General features: G+C 69.4%; 14 protein-coding genes. 3 read left to right on the forward strand and 11 right to left on the reverse strand.

The genetic code is table 11. The features are described from left to right. Positions 1 to 197 precede the first annotated feature (197 nt). Together ACAZ03_RS02695 and ACAZ03_RS02700 are read left to right on the forward strand one after the other, a co-directional pair. Positions 198 to 1448 (forward strand): DEAD/DEAH box helicase, encoded by a 1251-nt coding sequence (locus ACAZ03_RS02695; RefSeq protein ID WP_373357033.1) that lies wholly within the window; start codon positions 198 to 200, stop codon positions 1446 to 1448. A gap of 211 nt (positions 1449 to 1659) precedes the next feature. Then, positions 1660 to 2436 (forward strand): hypothetical protein, encoded by a 777-nt coding sequence (locus ACAZ03_RS02700; RefSeq protein ID WP_373355814.1) that lies wholly within the window; start codon positions 1660 to 1662, stop codon positions 2434 to 2436. A gap of 4 nt (positions 2437 to 2440) precedes the next feature. Here ACAZ03_RS02700 and ACAZ03_RS02705 read toward each other — a convergent pair whose 3' ends face one another. Continuing rightward, positions 2441 to 4690, reverse strand: coding sequence for an adenosylcobalamin-dependent ribonucleoside-diphosphate reductase (locus tag ACAZ03_RS02705; RefSeq protein ID WP_373355816.1), 2250 nt, complete (start codon positions 4688 to 4690; stop codon positions 2441 to 2443). A gap of 88 nt (positions 4691 to 4778) precedes the next feature. Between ACAZ03_RS02705 and ACAZ03_RS02710 the strand changes: the two genes are divergently transcribed. Next, positions 4779 to 5219, forward strand: coding sequence for a DUF1489 family protein (locus ACAZ03_RS02710; protein ID WP_373355818.1), 441 nt, complete (start codon positions 4779 to 4781; stop codon positions 5217 to 5219). Between the two features lie 13 nt (positions 5220 to 5232). Here the strand turns inward: ACAZ03_RS02710 and galE are convergent, their stop codons facing one another. The 10 genes from galE to ACAZ03_RS02760 all read right to left on the reverse strand — a co-directional run bounded on the left by galE (position 5233) and on the right by ACAZ03_RS02760 (position 14930). Further along, complete coding sequence (galE, locus tag ACAZ03_RS02715) at positions 5233 to 6246, reverse strand: UDP-glucose 4-epimerase GalE (protein WP_373355819.1); 1014 nt, start codon at positions 6244 to 6246, stop codon at positions 5233 to 5235. 229 nt (positions 6247 to 6475) lie between these two features. Beyond that, on the reverse strand, positions 6476 to 7477 hold the full coding sequence (locus ACAZ03_RS02720) for an ABC transporter substrate-binding protein (RefSeq protein ID WP_373355820.1): 1002 nt from the start codon (positions 7475 to 7477) through the stop codon (positions 6476 to 6478). A gap of 58 nt (positions 7478 to 7535) precedes the next feature. Continuing rightward, the gene (locus ACAZ03_RS02725; protein WP_373355821.1) at positions 7536 to 8381 is read right to left on the reverse strand and encodes an ABC transporter permease; all 846 of its coding nucleotides are present in this window, start codon (positions 8379 to 8381) and stop codon (positions 7536 to 7538) included. Further along, positions 8378 to 9310 (reverse strand): ABC transporter permease, encoded by a 933-nt coding sequence (locus ACAZ03_RS02730; protein ID WP_373355822.1) that lies wholly within the window; start codon positions 9308 to 9310, stop codon positions 8378 to 8380. Before ACAZ03_RS02730 ends, ACAZ03_RS02725 begins: the two co-directional genes overlap by 4 nt. Then, a complete protein-coding gene (locus ACAZ03_RS02735; protein WP_373355823.1) occupies positions 9307 to 9639 on the reverse strand; it encodes a hypothetical protein in 333 nt (110 codons plus the stop codon). Before ACAZ03_RS02735 ends, ACAZ03_RS02730 begins: the two co-directional genes overlap by 4 nt. Then, entirely contained in the window at positions 9636 to 10421 is a 786-nt protein-coding gene (locus ACAZ03_RS02740; RefSeq protein ID WP_373355824.1) for an ABC transporter ATP-binding protein, read from the reverse strand. The genes ACAZ03_RS02735 and ACAZ03_RS02740 overlap by 4 nt, the downstream gene beginning before the upstream one ends. A gap of 562 nt (positions 10422 to 10983) precedes the next feature. Beyond that, positions 10984 to 11400, reverse strand: a complete 417-nt coding sequence (locus ACAZ03_RS02745; protein WP_373355825.1) for a VOC family protein — start codon at positions 11398 to 11400, stop codon at positions 10984 to 10986. 25 nt (positions 11401 to 11425) lie between these two features. After that, complete coding sequence (hydA, locus tag ACAZ03_RS02750) at positions 11426 to 12880, reverse strand: dihydropyrimidinase (protein WP_373355826.1); 1455 nt, start codon at positions 12878 to 12880, stop codon at positions 11426 to 11428. A gap of 22 nt (positions 12881 to 12902) precedes the next feature. Further along, positions 12903 to 13166: a hypothetical protein gene (locus ACAZ03_RS02755; protein ID WP_373355827.1), complete on the reverse strand. Its 264-nt coding sequence runs from the start codon at positions 13164 to 13166 to the stop codon at positions 12903 to 12905. 513 nt (positions 13167 to 13679) lie between these two features. Beyond that, entirely contained in the window at positions 13680 to 14930 is a 1251-nt protein-coding gene (locus ACAZ03_RS02760) for a Zn-dependent hydrolase (protein WP_373355828.1), read from the reverse strand. Positions 14931 to 14938 lie beyond the last annotated feature (8 nt).

The raw sequence follows: 14938 nt of genomic DNA on the forward strand, positions 1-14938 counted from the left end.
CGGCCATCCCTGCGCGGCGGCCCTATGATTTCCCCAACACACTCCGGGGTCAGGCGATATGGCCGAACGGCTGGGGCACGTCCCTGCCCGCCTCGCGTGACCTCTCCCTCCGGCCGCAAACCCTGCGGCACCACACCGGCTGCCCGGGTTCTGCCCGGCTGGCCCCCGCAAGGATTTGCCACGTGAATTATTTCGAAATGCTCGGCCTCGACCCCCGCCTCGCCAAGACGCTCGACGAGGCCGGCTTCAAGGACCCGACCCCGATCCAGAGCAAGGCCATCCCGCTGGCGCTCGAGGGTCATGACATCCTCGGCCTCGCCCAGACGGGGACCGGCAAGACGCTGGCCTTCGGCCTGCCGCTCATTGACCTCCTCGCCGCCTCCGCCGGCAAGCCGCTGCCGAAGACCGCCCGCGCGCTGGTGCTGGCGCCGACCCGCGAGCTCGTCGGCCAGATCGCCGACAACCTCGCGCCGCTTCTGAAGGGCCAGCGCCTGAAGATCGCCAAGGTGGTGGGCGGCCAGTCCATCGGCAAGCAGATCAACCTGCTCGCCCGCGGCAATGACATCGTCATCGCGACGCCGGGCCGGCTCATCGACCTGATGGACCGCCGCGCCATCGACCTGTCCGAAGTGCGGCACCTGGTGCTCGACGAGGCCGACCAGATGCTCGACCTCGGCTTCATCCACGCGCTTCGCCGGATCGCCGGCGCGCTCGGCACGCCGCGGCAGACGATGCTCTTCTCGGCCACCATGCCGAAGCAGATCGAAGAGCTGAGCCAGGCCTATCTGACCAACCCCAAGCGGGTGCAGGTCTCGCCGCCCGGCAAGGCGGCGGACAAGATCACGCAGTCGGTCCACTTCGTCGAGAAGCCGGCGAAGCCCGCGAAGCTCCGCGAGGTGCTGCAGGCCGACCCCGGCGCGCTGACGCTGGTCTTCGCGCGGACGAAGCACGGGGCGGAGAAGCTGATGCGGGGCCTCGTCTCCGACGGGTTCAACGCCACCTCGATCCACGGCAACAAGAGCCAGGGCCAGCGCGACCGGGCCATCCGGGCCTTCCGCGACGGCGAGATCAACGTGCTGGTGGCGACGGATGTCGCCGCGCGCGGCATCGACATCCCGGGCGTCTCCTATGTGGTCAACTACGACCTGCCGGAAGTGCCGGAGAACTACGTCCACCGCATCGGCCGCACGGCCCGCGCCGGGCGCGAGGGCGAGGCGATCGCCTTCTGTTCGGGCGAGGAGGTCGACCTCCTCCGCGGCATCCAGAAGCTGATGAAGATCGAGCTGCCGGTGGCGAGCGGCACCCCGCCGCGGGCCATCGCGCCGCCGGAGGCCAACGGCTCCGGCCCCCGCCGCGCCGGGGCGCAGCCCGCGGCCCATGCCAAGGGCAAGGGCAAGCCCCAGCGCCGCCGTCGCGGGCCGCCGCGCCGCCAGAGCGCTGCCGCCTGAGGGGGGCGAAAATTCTTCTGCGAAGAATTTTCGGGCTCCAGAGGCAAGCGGGGCTCCTGGATGAGAGGTTGACCGGGGGGCTGTCTGCCCCCCGTCGCCTTTGGCGACGCCCCCCGAGGATGCCCGGGAGCAAAGACATGCAAGGGAACGGAATCTAAAGGGGCTGCCGGTTAGCTGCCGCGGAACGTCTGCGGTGGTGAGGGGGTCCCCGATGATCCAGAAGGGTCCCGCGGTGCTTCTGGCGCTGCTGGCTGCAAGCTGGGCGCCTGAGGCGCCGGCCTATTCTCTTTTGACCGGCGGCGGGCTCGCCGGGGCGCGGGCGCCGCTCGTGGGCACGCCGCAGCCGGTTATGGCCAGCGCCGAGGTGCCGGTGACCGCGGCGGCGGAGGTCGCGCGGGGGCGGGCGCAGAGCCTTTTCATCGACAGGGACGAGGGGAGCTTCTTCGCGCCCCATGCGCCCCGGGTGCCCGTGTCGGCGCCGCCGGGCCTTTCGGCGCCGCGCGGCGGCGATGTGCAGGCGGCGCTCCTGCGGCAGCTCATCGCGCGGGCGGAGGCCGGGCCGGCCGGCTATGACGCCGTGCAGCACGGCGCCAGGGTGCGCCCCGCGCGGGCGCCGACCGCCATGACATTAGGCGAGATCTTCGCCTGGATCGAGGCGACGCCGGGCCAGCCCCATGCCATCGGCCGCTACCAGTTCATCCCGGCCACGCTCTCGCGCCTCGCCGGGATGGCAGGCGCCGGTCCGGGCGCCGCCTTCTCGCCGGAGCTGCAGGACCGGCTGGCGGACATCCTGCTGGCCGAGGCCGGGCTCGGCGCCTACCGCGCCGGCGAGATCACCCGGCATCAGTTCATGAACAACCTCGCCCGCATCTGGGCGGGGCTGCCCAATTCCTCCGGCCGGTCGCATTACGACGGCTATGCCGGCAATGCCGCCACGATGAGCTGGGCGGCCTTCGATCAGGCGATGGTGGCGATCTTCGAGAGCTGACCCCTCACCCGCATTTGCTGAACCCGCAATTGGCGCAGGTCATGCAGCCCTCGACCATGTGCAGATCGTAGGAGCCGCAGGAGGGGCAGGCCTTGCCGGGGCGGCGGCCGAGGATTTCGGCCTGGGGGTCGCTCTTCAGCCCCGCCCCCTCGGCGGCGAGGAAGCCGATGGCGACCATGTGCTCCTCGATCACCCCGCCGATGGCGGCAAGGATCGAGGGGATGTACTTGCCCTGCATCCAGGCGCCGCCGCGCGGGTCGAAGACGGCCTTCAGCTCCTCGACCACGAAGCTCACATCGCCCCCGCGGCGGAAGACGGCGGAGATCATCCGCGTCAGCGCGACAGTCCAGGCGAAATGCTCCATGTTCTTGGAATTGATGAAGATCTCGAAGGGCCGCCGGTGCCCGCCCGTGATCACGTCGTTGATCGTGATGTAGATCGCATGCTCGCTCTCGGGCCATTTGAGCTTGTAGGTCGCGCCCTCCAGCGTGTTCGGCCGCTCCAGCGGCTCGGAGAGGTAGACGACCTCGCCCTCGCTCTGCAGGACGGGCGGCGGGGCCTCTTCGGCGACGGCCAGCACGGAGCCGGTCACGTCGTTCGGCCGGTAGGTGGTGCAGCCCTTGCAGCCCGTCTCGTAGGCCTGGGCATAGACCTCCTTGAACGCCTCGAAGGAGATGTCCTTCGGGACGTTGATGGTCTTCGAGATCGAACTGTCGACCCATTCCTGCGCCGCCGCCTGCATCCGCACATGGGCGGAGGGCGCGAGGCTCTGGGCGTCGACGAAGGCGGGGGGCAGGCCCTTGCGGCCCTGGTCCCGCCAGATTTGCAGGGCGTAGTCGACGACCTCCTCCTCCGTCCGGCTGCCGTCCTTCTGGAGGACCTTGCGCGTATAGGCGGCGGCGAAGACCGGCTCGATGCCGGAGGAGACGTTGCCCGCATAGAGCGAGATCGTCCCCGTCGGCGCGACGGAGGTGAGAAGCGCGTTGCGGATGCCGTGCTCGCGGATCGCGTCGCGCACGTCCTCATCCATCTTCGCCATGGTGCCGGAGGCGAGGAAGGGCTCCGCCTCGAAGAGCGGGAAGGGGCCCTTCTCCTTGGCGATCTCGACGGAGGCGAGATAGGCCGCGCGGGCGATGGCCTTCATCCAGGCGCGGGTCTGGTCGGCGGCTTCGTCCGTCCCGTATTCCAGCCCCAGCATGACGAGCGCATCGGCGAGCCCGGTGACGCCGAGCCCGATCCGCCGCTTGGCCTGCGCCTCGGCCCGCTGCTCGGGCAGCGGGAATCGCGAGGCGTCGACCGTGTTGTCCATCATGCGGATGGCGTCGGCGGTCAGCTCGGCCAGCTCGGCCGCGTCGATATGGGGCGCATCGCCATAGGGGTCGCGCACCAGCCGGGCGAGGTTGATCGAGCCGAGTAGGCAGGCGCCATAGGGCGGCAGCGGCTGCTCGCCACAGGGGTTGGTGGCCGCGATGGTCTCGGCATAGGCGAGGTTGTTCATCGCGTTGATGCGGTCGATGAAAATGACGCCCGGCTCGGCGTAGTCGTAGGTCGCCTTCATGATGCGGTTCCACAGGTCCCGCGCCGGCAGGGTCTTGTAGACACGTCCGCCGAAGACGAGCTCCCACGGGCCGTCGGCCTTCACCGCCTCCATGAAGGCATCGGTCACCAGCACCGAGAGGTTGAACATGCGCAGACGCGCCGCGTCGCCCTTGGCCTCGATGAAGGCCTCGACGTCCGGGTGGTCGCATCTGAGCGTCGCCATCATCGCGCCCCGGCGAGAGCCGGCGGACATGATGGTGCGGCACATCGCGTCCCAGACATCCATGAAGGAGAGGGGGCCGGAGGCATCCGCCGCCACCCCCGCCACCGGCGCACCCTTGGGGCGGATGGTGGAGAAGTCGTAGCCGATGCCGCCGCCCTGCTGCATGGTCAGCGCCGCTTCCTTCAGTGCCTCGAAGATGCCGCCCATGGAATCGGGGATCGTGCCCATGACGAAGCAGTTGAAGAGCGTGACGTTGCGGTCCGTCCCGGCGCCGGCGGTGATCCTTCCGGCGGGGAGGAAGCGGAAGTCGGTGAGCGCCTCGGTGAACCGCGCCTCCCACCGGGCCGGCTCGGCCTCGACGGCGGCGAGCGCCTTGCCGATCCGTGCCCATGTGGCCTCGACGGAGGCATCGACCGGCGTGCCGTCGGCCTCCTTCAGGCGGTATTTCATGTCCCAGATCGCTTCGGCGATGGGCGCGTGGAAACGGCTCATGGACGGAACCTCCGGCTGACGTATCTGGATGGGTGGAAGAATCGCGCGAGGCTTCCTACTCTACCATATGTGGGGGTGAAGCAAGAACATGTCTACCAGCGGTCCTGAGCTGCATCTGCTCAAGCTCTCGGTCGGGACGGAGGACGTCACCGACCTCGCCACCTGGCAGAAGCTCCATCGTGCCCGGGGGGACGATGGCCTGCCGCGCCATGTCACCCGCATGTGGCCGAAACGCGAGGCCGAGCTGCTCGCCGGCGGCTCGATCTACTGGGTCATCAAGGGGTTGATCCAGGTGCGCCAGCGCGTGGTGCGGCTGGACGAGGTGGTGCGGGAAGACGGCATCCGCCGCTGCGCCATCGTGCTCGACCCCGAGCTGCACCGGACGGCGGCGGTGCCGAAGAAGCCCTTCCAGGGCTGGCGCTACCTCAAGCCGTCGGATGCCCCGCCCGACCTGCCGCCCCACCGGGCGCAGGAGGAGGCGCTGCCGCCTGGCCTCTCCAAGGCGCTGGCCGATCTCGGCGTGATCTGAGGGGCGGCGCCCCTCAGCCCCGGTAGCCCCTGGGGTTGGCGCTCTGCCAGGCCCAGATGCTCTTCGCCATGTCCTCGATCCCGTGGGCCGCCTCCCATCCCAGCCGCTCGCGGGCGCGGGAGGGGTCGGCGACGGAGGTGGCGATGTCGCCGGCGCGCCGGGGTGCGATCTCGTAGGGCAGCTCGCGGCCCACGACCTTGCTGAAGGCGGCGTGCATCTCCTTCACGGAATAGCCGCGCCCGGTGCCGACGTTGATAGGCTCGGCGCCCTCCAGCGCCGCCACCCGCCCCAGCGCCGCGACATGGGCGCGGGCGAGATCCACCACATGGATGTAGTCGCGCACGCCGGTGCCATCAGGCGTGTCGTAATCGTCGCCGAAGATCGACAGACGCTCCCGCTCGCCCGAGGCGACCTGGGCGAGGAAGGGCATGAGATTGCTCGGGATCCCCGCCGGATCCTCGCCGATCCGCCCCGAGGCATGGGCGCCGACCGGGTTGAAATAGCGCAGGAGCACCGCGCCCCGCCCGGGCGCGGCCCCCGCCCAGTCGGAGAGCACCCGCTCCGCCATCGCCTTCGTCTGCCCGTAGACGTTGATGGGCTTCAGAGGATGCGCCTCGTCGAAGGGCAGATACTCCGGGTCGCCATAGACCGTGGCGGAGGAGGAGAAGATGACCCGCCCGCAGCCCGCCGCCTCCATCGCCCGGATGAGGCTGAGCGTGCCGCCGACGTTGACCTCGTAGTAATCGACCGGCCGCTCGGCGCTCTCGCCCACGGCCTTGAGGCCGGCGAAATGGATCACCGCCTCGGGGCGGAACTCCTCCGCGATGCCCGTCAGCCGCGCGGTGTCGCGGATGTCGGCCTCGTGGGCGTCGAGCGGAGCATTGGTCAGCTCGCGGACCCGGGCGAGCGCTTCGGGCGAGCTGGTCGCGAAACTGTCGACCACGCAGCAATGGTGCCCCTGGCCGAGGAGCTCGACCAGCGTGTGGCTGCCGATGAACCCGGCGCCGCCGGTGACCAGAACGCGCATCCGTGACCCTTCCCTCGATCCAATCGGCCCTCCGCCCCCGATAGCGCGGCGGAGGCCGCCGCGAAAGACCGGTGCGGCCTCAGCGCCGGGCGACCGAGACCCGGATGGCGCCGCATTGGGGGCCGCCGGTGAGGGCACAAGCGCGTCGCCCGCCACCGCCACTTCCGTTCCTACAAACGGAAACGGGGGCCCGAAGGCCCCCGCTCTGTCTCAGGTCATGGGCCCGCGCTTACTCGGCCAGCGCCGCGTCGGTGATCTCCAGCGTATAGGCGCCCTCGGGCTCCTCGGTGATCGCCGGGTTCTCTTCCGAGACGGCGGAAAGCAGCGTCGCCACCGTCTGCTCGTAGTCGGCCGGGTCGAGCGCGCCGTTGGAGCCGGCGGTCAGCTTGGCGACCTCGCCCATCATGTAGACCTGGTGCTCCAGCGTCTGGGCGCCGGTCTCGTCATATTCCACGACGATCTCGGCGGCTTCCTCGGGGTTCTCTTCCGCCCATTTCCAGCCTTCCATCGAGGCGCGGACGAAGCGGACCATCTTGTCGACGAACTCCGGATCCTCGAGGTCTTCCTCCATGACGTAGAGCCCGTCCTCCAGCATCCCGATGCCCATGTCGAGATAGTTGAAGTTGACGAGGTCCTCCTCGGTGAAGCCGTTGTCGAGCACCTGGCCGTATTCGTTGTAGGTCATGGTCGAGATGCAGTCGGCCTGGCCCTGCACCAGCGGGTCGACGTTGAAGGCCTGGCGCAGCACTTCCACACCGCCCTCGGAGCCGTCCGTCGCAAGGCCGAGCGAGGCCATATAGGCGTAGAACGGATATTCGTTGCCGAAGAACCAGACGCCGAGCGTCTTGTCCGCGAAATCCGCCTCGCTCTCGATGCCGGTGGACTTGAGGCAGGTGAGCTGCAGCCCGCCGGTCTTGAAGGGCTGGGCGATGTTGACGAGCGGCAGGCCGCGTTCGCGGGCGGCGAGGGCGGCGGCCATCCAGGTGGTGATGACATCGGCGCCGCCGCCGGCGATGACCTGCTCGGGGGCGATGTCGGGGCCGCCGGGCAGGATGGTGACATCGAGCCCCTCGGCCTCGTAGAAGCCCTGGTCGAGCGCGACGTAATAGCCGGCGAACTGCGCCTGGGTCACCCACTTCAGCTGAAGCGTGACCTCGTTGTCCTGCGCGGCGGCGGCGCCGGCGAGGGCCGCGAGCGCGGCGGCTGCGGCGGCGGTGAACGTTCTCTTCATGATCTTGGTCCTTTCCCTGCTGACTGCTCGCCGGCTTCTGCCCGTCTTGAAGCGGGCCTCACTTTCGGTGCGACGGGTGCCAGAAGCACAGCCGCGCCTCGATCCATGCGACGACCCCATAGAGACATGTGCCGGCGAGGGCCGCCACCATGATCTCCGCCCAGACGAGGTCGATCGACAAGCTTCCGACGCCGGTGGAGATGCGAAAGCCCATCCCGCGCGTCGGAGAGCCGAAATATTCGGCAACCACGGCGCCGATCAGCGCCAGGGTCGTGGAAATCTTCAGGCCGTTGAAGATGAAGGGCAGCGCCGCCGGCAGGCGCAGCTTGGCCATGCCCTGCCAGTAGCTCGCGGCATAGGTGCGCATCAGGTCGCGCTGCATCGGTTCCGTCTCGCGCAGGCCCTGCACGCAGTTCACCAGCATCGGGAAGAAGACCATGACGACGACCACGGCGGCCTTGGAATGCCAGTCGAAGCCGAACCAGCTCACGAGGATCGGCGCGATGCCGACGATGGGCAGCGCGGCCACGAAATTGCCGATGGGCAGGAGGCCCCGGGTGAGGAAGGACGAGCGGTCGATCAGGATCGCGGCGACGAAGGCGGCGAGGCAGCCGATGGCATAGCCTGAAAGGGCGCCCTTCACGACCGTCTGCACGAAGTCTCCCCAGAGCGTCTCGCGCATGGCGAGGAAGGTGCTCCAGACCGCCGAGGGGGCGGGCAGGATGACGGGCATGACATTGAAATGGCGCACCAGCCCCTCCCAGAGGAGGAGGAGCGTCGCGCCGAAGATCAGCGGCACGGCGAGCGCCACGGCGCGGCTGCCGCCGAAGGCCGAGCGCACCAGCACGATGTTGAGCACCCAGGCGAGCGGCCAGACGATGAGGATCACGGCGAGCCAGCTCATGCTCCCTCTCCCCGGCGGCGGAGGACGGTGCGCTGCATGGCATCGAGCCCGGTGACGAGCGCGCCGGCGAGGATGGCGGCGGCGAGGAGCGCGGCCCAGATGGCGAGCGGCGTGCCGAACTGGTCGCCGATCAGGATCCGCGCGCCGAGGCCCGAGATGGCGCCGGTCGGCAATTCGCCGACGATGGTGCCGACGAGCGCGGCGGCGATGCCCACCTTCAGCGAGGCGAAGAGATAGGGCATCGAGGCGGGCAGGCGCAGCTTCCAGAAGCTCTGCAGCCCGCTGGCGCTCCAGGTCTTCAAGAGGTCGAGCTGCTGGTCCGTCGGCGCGTTCAGCCCCTTCACCATGCCGACGAGGATCGGGAAGTAGCAGAGGTAGGCCGAGATGATCGCCTTCGGCAGGCCGCGGCCCTCCACCCCGATCTGGCTGGAGAGCACGACGATCATCGGCGCCAGCGCCACGATGGGGATCGTCTGGCTGATGATCGCCCAGGGCATGAGCGATTTCTCTGCCACCCGCGCATAGGTGATGGCAACGGCCCCGGCGAGGCCCAATGCGAGCCCGAGCGCGAAGCCGGCGAGCGTGGAGCGCAGCGTGATCCAGCCGTGGTAGATCAGCGAGCGCTTGGAAAAGCCGCGCCCTTCCAGTGCCATGGCGCCGGTGGTGGCCCAGAGCTCGGTCAGAACCTGCCCGGGCGTCGGCAGGCGCGGGCGCTCGAGCCGGAAGGTCTCGCCGATCCGGTCGGGGTTCGAGATCAGCAGCTGGGCGATCGAGAGGGCGCGCCGCTCGGCGACGCCCTCGGGGGTCACGCTTTCCCCCATCCTCTCTGCGAGGTCGAGGCTGACACGGATGTTCATGGGCGGCACGGCCGCGTACCAAAGGACGCCGATGACGGCGATTACGGTGAGGATCGGCAGCGCGGCCCTCACGGGTTACCCTTCGGCAGGACGATCAGCGCCACGGCGACGACGCCGAGCGCGATGCCGGCCATCTGCGTCGGCGACGGCCGCTCGCCGAACCAGGCGAAGGCGACGGCATTGGCGAGCAGGAGCTGCAGAACGGCGGAGATCGAGATGGCGACGGCCATGCCGCTCTCGCGCATCAGCCGCAGCATCATGAGATTGCCGAGCGTGTAGAGCGCGAGCGCGCAGGCGATCATGAGCCAGCCCGGCTTGCCGAGCGAGGCGCGCAGCAGCGAGGAGGCGGCGAGGAAGACGACCATCGCTCCCCCGAGCCAGGAGTAGAAACCGGCGCTCATGCCTCCTCCTCATGCCCGGCGCGCAGGCCTTCGCGGACGCGGTGGGAGATGGCGATGAACTCGGCGCTGTCGCGGATGTCGAGGGGCCGCTCGCGGGGCAGCGGGCTCTCGATCACATCGGCGATGCGGCCGGGGCGGGGCGACATGACGACGATCTTCGTCGACAGATACACCGCCTCGGGAATCGAATGGGTGACGAAGCCGATGGTCTTGCCGGTCCGGCCCCAGAGCTGCAGCAGCTCCTCGTTCAGCCGGTCACGCACGATCTCGTCGAGCGCGCCGAAGGGCTCGTCCATCAGGAGGATATCGGCATCGAAGGCCAGCGCCCGGGCGATGGAGGCGCGCTGCTGCATGCCGCCGGAGAGCTGCCAGGGGAACTTCTTCTCGAAGCCCGAGAGCTCGACCAGCTCGAGGACGCGGGCGACGCGTTTCTCCTGATCGGCCTTCGGGAACCCCATGATCTCGAGCGGCAGCCGGATGTTGCCGCCGATGGTGCGCCAGGGATAGAGCCCGGCGGCCTGGAAGACATAGCCATAGGCGCGGGCGCGCCGGGCGGCATCGGGCGTCATGCCATTGACGGTGAGGCTGCCGCCGGTCGGCTGCTCGAGCCCGGCGATGCACCGCAGGAAGGTGGTCTTGCCGCAGCCCGAGGGGCCGATGAAGGAGACGAACTCGCCCTTGCCGATGTCGAGCGTCACGTCCTTCAGCGCATGGATATCGCCGTCGTTCGTGTGGAAGACGAGGTTCAGGTCGCGGGCCTGGATGACGGGGGCGGCGGTCATGCGGGCGCGGGGACGTTGAGGGATGCGGTGGTCATGGAGGCCACCAAAGCCGACGGGGAGGCATTTGCCAAGAACTTGCGCAGGGGGAGCTGCGTGTCGGGCGGGCAGATGGTGAATTGGCGGGCAGGCGCGGGGCCCGACCCCGCCCTGCCGGGCGGGCTCGCGGGGGGCGAACTCCCGACAGTGGCGGTGGGTTGAAAACCCACCCTACGCCTTGTGCGACCGTCGTGCGGCGCCCCGCCCGGTGCGCGCCGCAGGCGCAGGGCGAGCGCCGGCCCGTCCCGCGGGCTGGCGCTCTCGTGGGGTAGTGCTGAGCTCTGAGGAGAGGAAGTGGCTGCACCATAAAGTGCAATGCGGAACGGTTGGGAGCGCCACCCCCCGGGCCGGCGCTCGCCCTGCGCGGCGAGGGTGGGAGGTCTGGCGGGCGGGGTGGCGGGCTGAAGCCCGCCCTACGGGGCAGGAGTTTGGGCGGGTGTCGTGGAGGTGGTGAAGGGGAGGTGGGTTACAAACCCACCCTACGGGGCGGCGTAGGGTGGGTTTGTAACCCACCATTGCCCTGCCCTCACGCCCAGAGCTTCGGCTCCGCGAATTCCACCGAATTGCCCGCCGGGTCGCGCACGTAGATCGAGCGGGCGCCGTTGGGCCAGCGCATGTCCTCCTCGATTGCGACGCCCTGCGCCGGCAGCTCCGCCGCGAGCGCCTCAAGGGCGGAAGCATCGGCCACGAAGCACACATGCCCCGGCCCGCGCGCCCCGTGGGGCGGCACGGGCAGGCGCGCGTCCGGGGAGGCCGGCTTCTCCGTCTCCGCCGCGATGAAGCAGAGGAGCACCGAGGCGCCGCAGCGGAAGAAGACATGCCGGCCATCCCGGCGAGTGATCTCCTCGAGGCCGAGCACCCCGCCGTAGAAGGCGGCCGCCGCCTCGAGGTCGTTCACATAGACGGCCGCCTCGAGGATGCCGGTGAGGGCCGCGCTCACCACGGGCTTCGCGCGAAAACCGCCGCCCTCACACCCCGGTCGCCGGGATCCCCGAGCGCTCCACCGGCCGGGGGTTGGTCAGCGCCTTCCAGCTCGACAGCGCCCGGTTGACCGAGCCGTTGCCGGGCCGCTTGACGAATTCGCCATGCCCCTCGCGGGTGGTCATCTCGCCGTCGGTGACGGCCACATGGCCGCGGGTCAGCACGAAGCGCGGCAGGCCCTTCACCTTCTGCCCCTCGAAGACGTTGTAATCGATGGCGGAGACCTGGTTCGCGGCGGTGATCACCTTCTCCTTCTCCGGGTCGAGGACGAGGATGTCGGCATCCGCGCCGACCAGGATCGCGCCCTTCTTCGGGTAGCAGTTGAGGATCTTGGCGATGTTGGTGGAGGTGACGGCGACGAATTCCTCCGGCGTCAGCCGGCCGGTGCCCACGCCATGCGTCCAGAGCATCGGGATGCGATCCTCGAGCCCGCCGGTGCCATTCGGGATCTTGGTGAAATCGCCGACGCCGTAGCGCTTCTGCTGGGTCGTGAAGGCGCAGTGATCGGTCGCCACGACCGAGAGCGAGCCCGACTGCAGCCCGGCCCAGAGCGAGTCCTGGTGCTTCTTGTTGCGGAAGGGGGGAGACATGACGCGCCGCGCCGCATGGTCCCAGTCCTCATGGAAATACTCGCTTTCGTCGAGCGTCAGGTGCTGGATCAGCGGCTCGCCCCAGACGCGCTTGCCGGCCATCCGGGCGCGGCGGATGGCCTCGTGGCTCTCCTCGCAGGAGGTATGCACCACGTAGAGCGGCACGCCGGCCATGTCGGCGATCATGATGGCGCGGTTGGTGGCCTCGCCCTCCACCTGGGAGGGCCGCGAATAGGCATGGGCCTCCGGCCCGGTGTTGCCCTCGCGCAGGAGCCGGGCGGAGAGCTCGGCCACCACGTCACCGTTCTCGGCATGGACCATGGCGATGCCGCCGAGCTCGGCCAGACGCTGGAAGCTGGCGTACATCTCGTCGTCATTCACCATCAGCGCGCCCTTGTAGGCCATGAAATGCTTGAAGGTGTTGATGCCGTGATCGTTGATGACGGTCTTCATCTCTTCGAAGACCTGCTCGCCCCACCAGGTCACCGCCATGTGGAAGGAATAGTCGCAATGCGCCCGGCCCGACTTGTTGTGCCAGCGCTTGAGCGCGTCGGTCAGGCTCTGGCCCGGGTCGGGCAGGGCGAAATCGACGACCATCGTGGTGCCGCCGGCGAGGGCCGCGCGGGTGCCAGAGTCGAAATCGTCGGTGGAGAAGGTGCCCATGAAGGGCATCTCCAGATGCGTATGGGGGTCGATCCCGCCGGGCATGACGAAGCAGCCGGTGGCGTCGAGCACCTCGTCGCCGGAGAGATCGGGGCCGATCTCGGCGATCCTGCCGTCCTCGATGAGAACGTCGGCCTTGTAGGTGAGATCGGCGGTGACGACCGTTCCGTTCTTGATGACCTTGCTCATGGGGCGGCTCCTTTAGGGGTGCTTATTCCGGGGCGGGCGTACAGATCGGCTGGCCGGCGTCGTCGGTGACGTAGAAGCCGGACGGCGGGTCCTTCGCCTCGATGGAGAAGAGCCAGCAGCCGTCGGTGTTCTGGAAGGCGACGCTGGGCGCGGTGCCGGAGGGCAGGGCGGAGAGCACTTCCGGCGGCGGCGGGGCCGGGGGCTCGGGCTCGGTGCCGGGCAGGGTGATGCCGACGCAGCCGGCCGCGAAGAGCGGCAGGGCGAGGATCAGGGGAAGGCGGGTCATGCGGATGTCCTTGGTGTCATGGCGCCGGGGGCCGGCTGTCCCGCCGATCCTTCTGCGGTGGCGGGGGAGGGTCAACCCCCCTGCTGGCGGGGCGGCCGAGGGAAGAGCGGGGCGGGGGGCTGTCTGCCCCCCGCCGCCTTCGGCGACTCCCCCCGAGGATTTTCCGGGAGCAAAGACGGGGGAGGGGGGCGCTTCGGGTGGCGGGACGTCGTCGCACGGGCGGGCGGTTGGCCGTGCTGCGAGCTGGCGAGGGGAGGTGGGTTGCAAACCCACCCTACGCCGGGCGCATCGTTGCTGCATGTCCCACGCGCGAGCGCCGGCCAGTCCCGCGGGCGGGCGCTCTGCAACGTGGCGCCCCGCTCGGAACGAGGGAGTGGCGGCACCATGAAGTGTGCTGGGGCGGTGTCGGGAGCGCCAACCCCCGGGCCGGCGCGGCACCGCGGCGCTCGGTTGAGGGGGAGGGCTGGGCGCGAAGGGAGGGGTGGGGTGGACCCTCTCCCAACGGGGACCCCGCTACTCCACGATCTCCGCCGTCTCCACCACCGCGTGGAACAGCACGTCGGCGCCCTTTTGGGCCCATTCGGGGCTGATCTCTTCGGCCTCGTTGTGAGAGAGGCCGTCCACGCAGGGGCACATGACCATGGCCGTGGGATAGAGCCGGTTGATCCAGCAGGCGTCGTGGCCGGCGCCGGAGACGATGTCCATATGCGAATAGCCGAGCCGCTCGGCGGCCGAGCGGACCGCGCCGACGCAGGTCTCGTCGAAGGTCACCGGGTCGAAATGCCCCGTCGGCTCGATCTCGATGCCGAGGCCGAGCTCGGCGGCGATCTCCGCCGCCTCTTTCTCCAGCGCCGCGCGCATCGAGGTCAGCTTTTCCAGATCCGGCGAGCGGAAGTCGATGGTGAAGACGGCCTTGCCGGGGATCACGTTCCGCGAATTCGGATAGACATTCGCCTGGCCGATGGCGCCGACGGCATTCGGCTGGTGGGCCATGGCGATGCGGTGCACGGCCTCCGTGATCCGCGCCATGCCGAGCCCGGCGTTCACCCGCATGGTCATGGGTGTCGAGCCGGTATGCGCGTCCTTGCCGGTCAGCGTCACCTCCAGCCACCACAGGCCCTGCCCGTGGGTGACGACGCCGATGTCGACGCCCTCCGCCTCGAGGATCGGGCCCTGCTCGATATGGTATTCGAAGAAGGCATGCATTTGGCGGGCGCCGACCTCCTCCTCGCCGACCCAGCCGATGCGGGCGAGTTCGTCGCCGAAGCTCTTTCCCTCCGCATCCTTGCGCGCATAGGCCCAGTCCAGCTCGTGCTGGCCGGCGAAGACGCCGGAGGCGAGCATGGCCGGGGCGAAGCGGGTGCCCTCCTCGTTCGTCCAGTTGGTGACGACGATCGGGTGCTTGGTCTTGATGCCGAGGTCGTTGAGGGTGCGGATGATCTCCAAGCCCCCGAGCACGCCGAGAACGCCGTCATACTTGCCGCCGGTCGGCTGGGTGTCGAGATGGGAGCCCACATAGACAGGCAGGGCCGTCGGATCCTCGCCCTCGCGGCGGGCGAACATCGTGCCCATCTTGTCGACGCCCGTCGTCAGCCCCGCCTCGTCGCACCAGCGCTTGAAGAGCGCGCGGCCCTCCGCATCGGCATCCGTAAGCGTCTGGCGGTTGTTGCCGCCGGCCACGCCGGGGCCGATCTTCGCCATCTCCATCAGGCTGTCCCAGAGCCGGGATCCGTCGATCTTCAGGTTCTCGCCGGGGGCGGGCATGGCTTGTC

This window comes from Pseudoroseicyclus sp. CXY001 (assembly GCF_041714655.1).
Classification (GTDB): Bacteria; Pseudomonadota; Alphaproteobacteria; order Rhodobacterales; family Rhodobacteraceae; genus Pseudoroseicyclus_A.

Bases quoted from the DNA above. Each gene is read 5' to 3' on its own strand.
- ACAZ03_RS02725 (WP_373355821.1), bottom strand. From the start codon at position 8,381: ATGAGCTGGCTCGCCGTGATCCTCATCGTCTGGCCGCTCGCCTGGGTG.
- ACAZ03_RS02700 (WP_373355814.1), top strand. From the start codon at position 1,660: ATGATCCAGAAGGGTCCCGCGGTGCTTCTGGCGCTGCTGGCTGCAAGC.
- ACAZ03_RS02755 (WP_373355827.1), bottom strand. From the start codon at position 13,166: ATGACCCGCCTTCCCCTGATCCTCGCCCTGCCGCTCTTCGCGGCCGGC.
- galE (WP_373355819.1), bottom strand. From the start codon at position 6,246: ATGCGCGTTCTGGTCACCGGCGGCGCCGGGTTCATCGGCAGCCACACG.
- ACAZ03_RS02705 (WP_373355816.1), bottom strand. From the start codon at position 4,690: ATGAGCCGTTTCCACGCGCCCATCGCCGAAGCGATCTGGGACATGAAA.
- ACAZ03_RS02735 (WP_373355823.1), bottom strand. From the start codon at position 9,639: ATGAGCGCCGGTTTCTACTCCTGGCTCGGGGGAGCGATGGTCGTCTTC.
- ACAZ03_RS02760 (WP_373355828.1), bottom strand. From the start codon at position 14,930: ATGCCCGCCCCCGGCGAGAACCTGAAGATCGACGGATCCCGGCTCTGG.
- ACAZ03_RS02720 (WP_373355820.1), bottom strand. From the start codon at position 7,477: ATGAAGAGAACGTTCACCGCCGCCGCAGCCGCCGCGCTCGCGGCCCTC.
- ACAZ03_RS02710 (WP_373355818.1), top strand. From the start codon at position 4,779: ATGTCTACCAGCGGTCCTGAGCTGCATCTGCTCAAGCTCTCGGTCGGG.
- ACAZ03_RS02740 (WP_373355824.1), bottom strand. From the start codon at position 10,421: ATGACCGCCGCCCCCGTCATCCAGGCCCGCGACCTGAACCTCGTCTTC.
- ACAZ03_RS02695 (WP_373357033.1), top strand. From the start codon at position 198: ATGCTCGGCCTCGACCCCCGCCTCGCCAAGACGCTCGACGAGGCCGGC.
- hydA (WP_373355826.1), bottom strand. From the start codon at position 12,880: ATGAGCAAGGTCATCAAGAACGGAACGGTCGTCACCGCCGATCTCACC.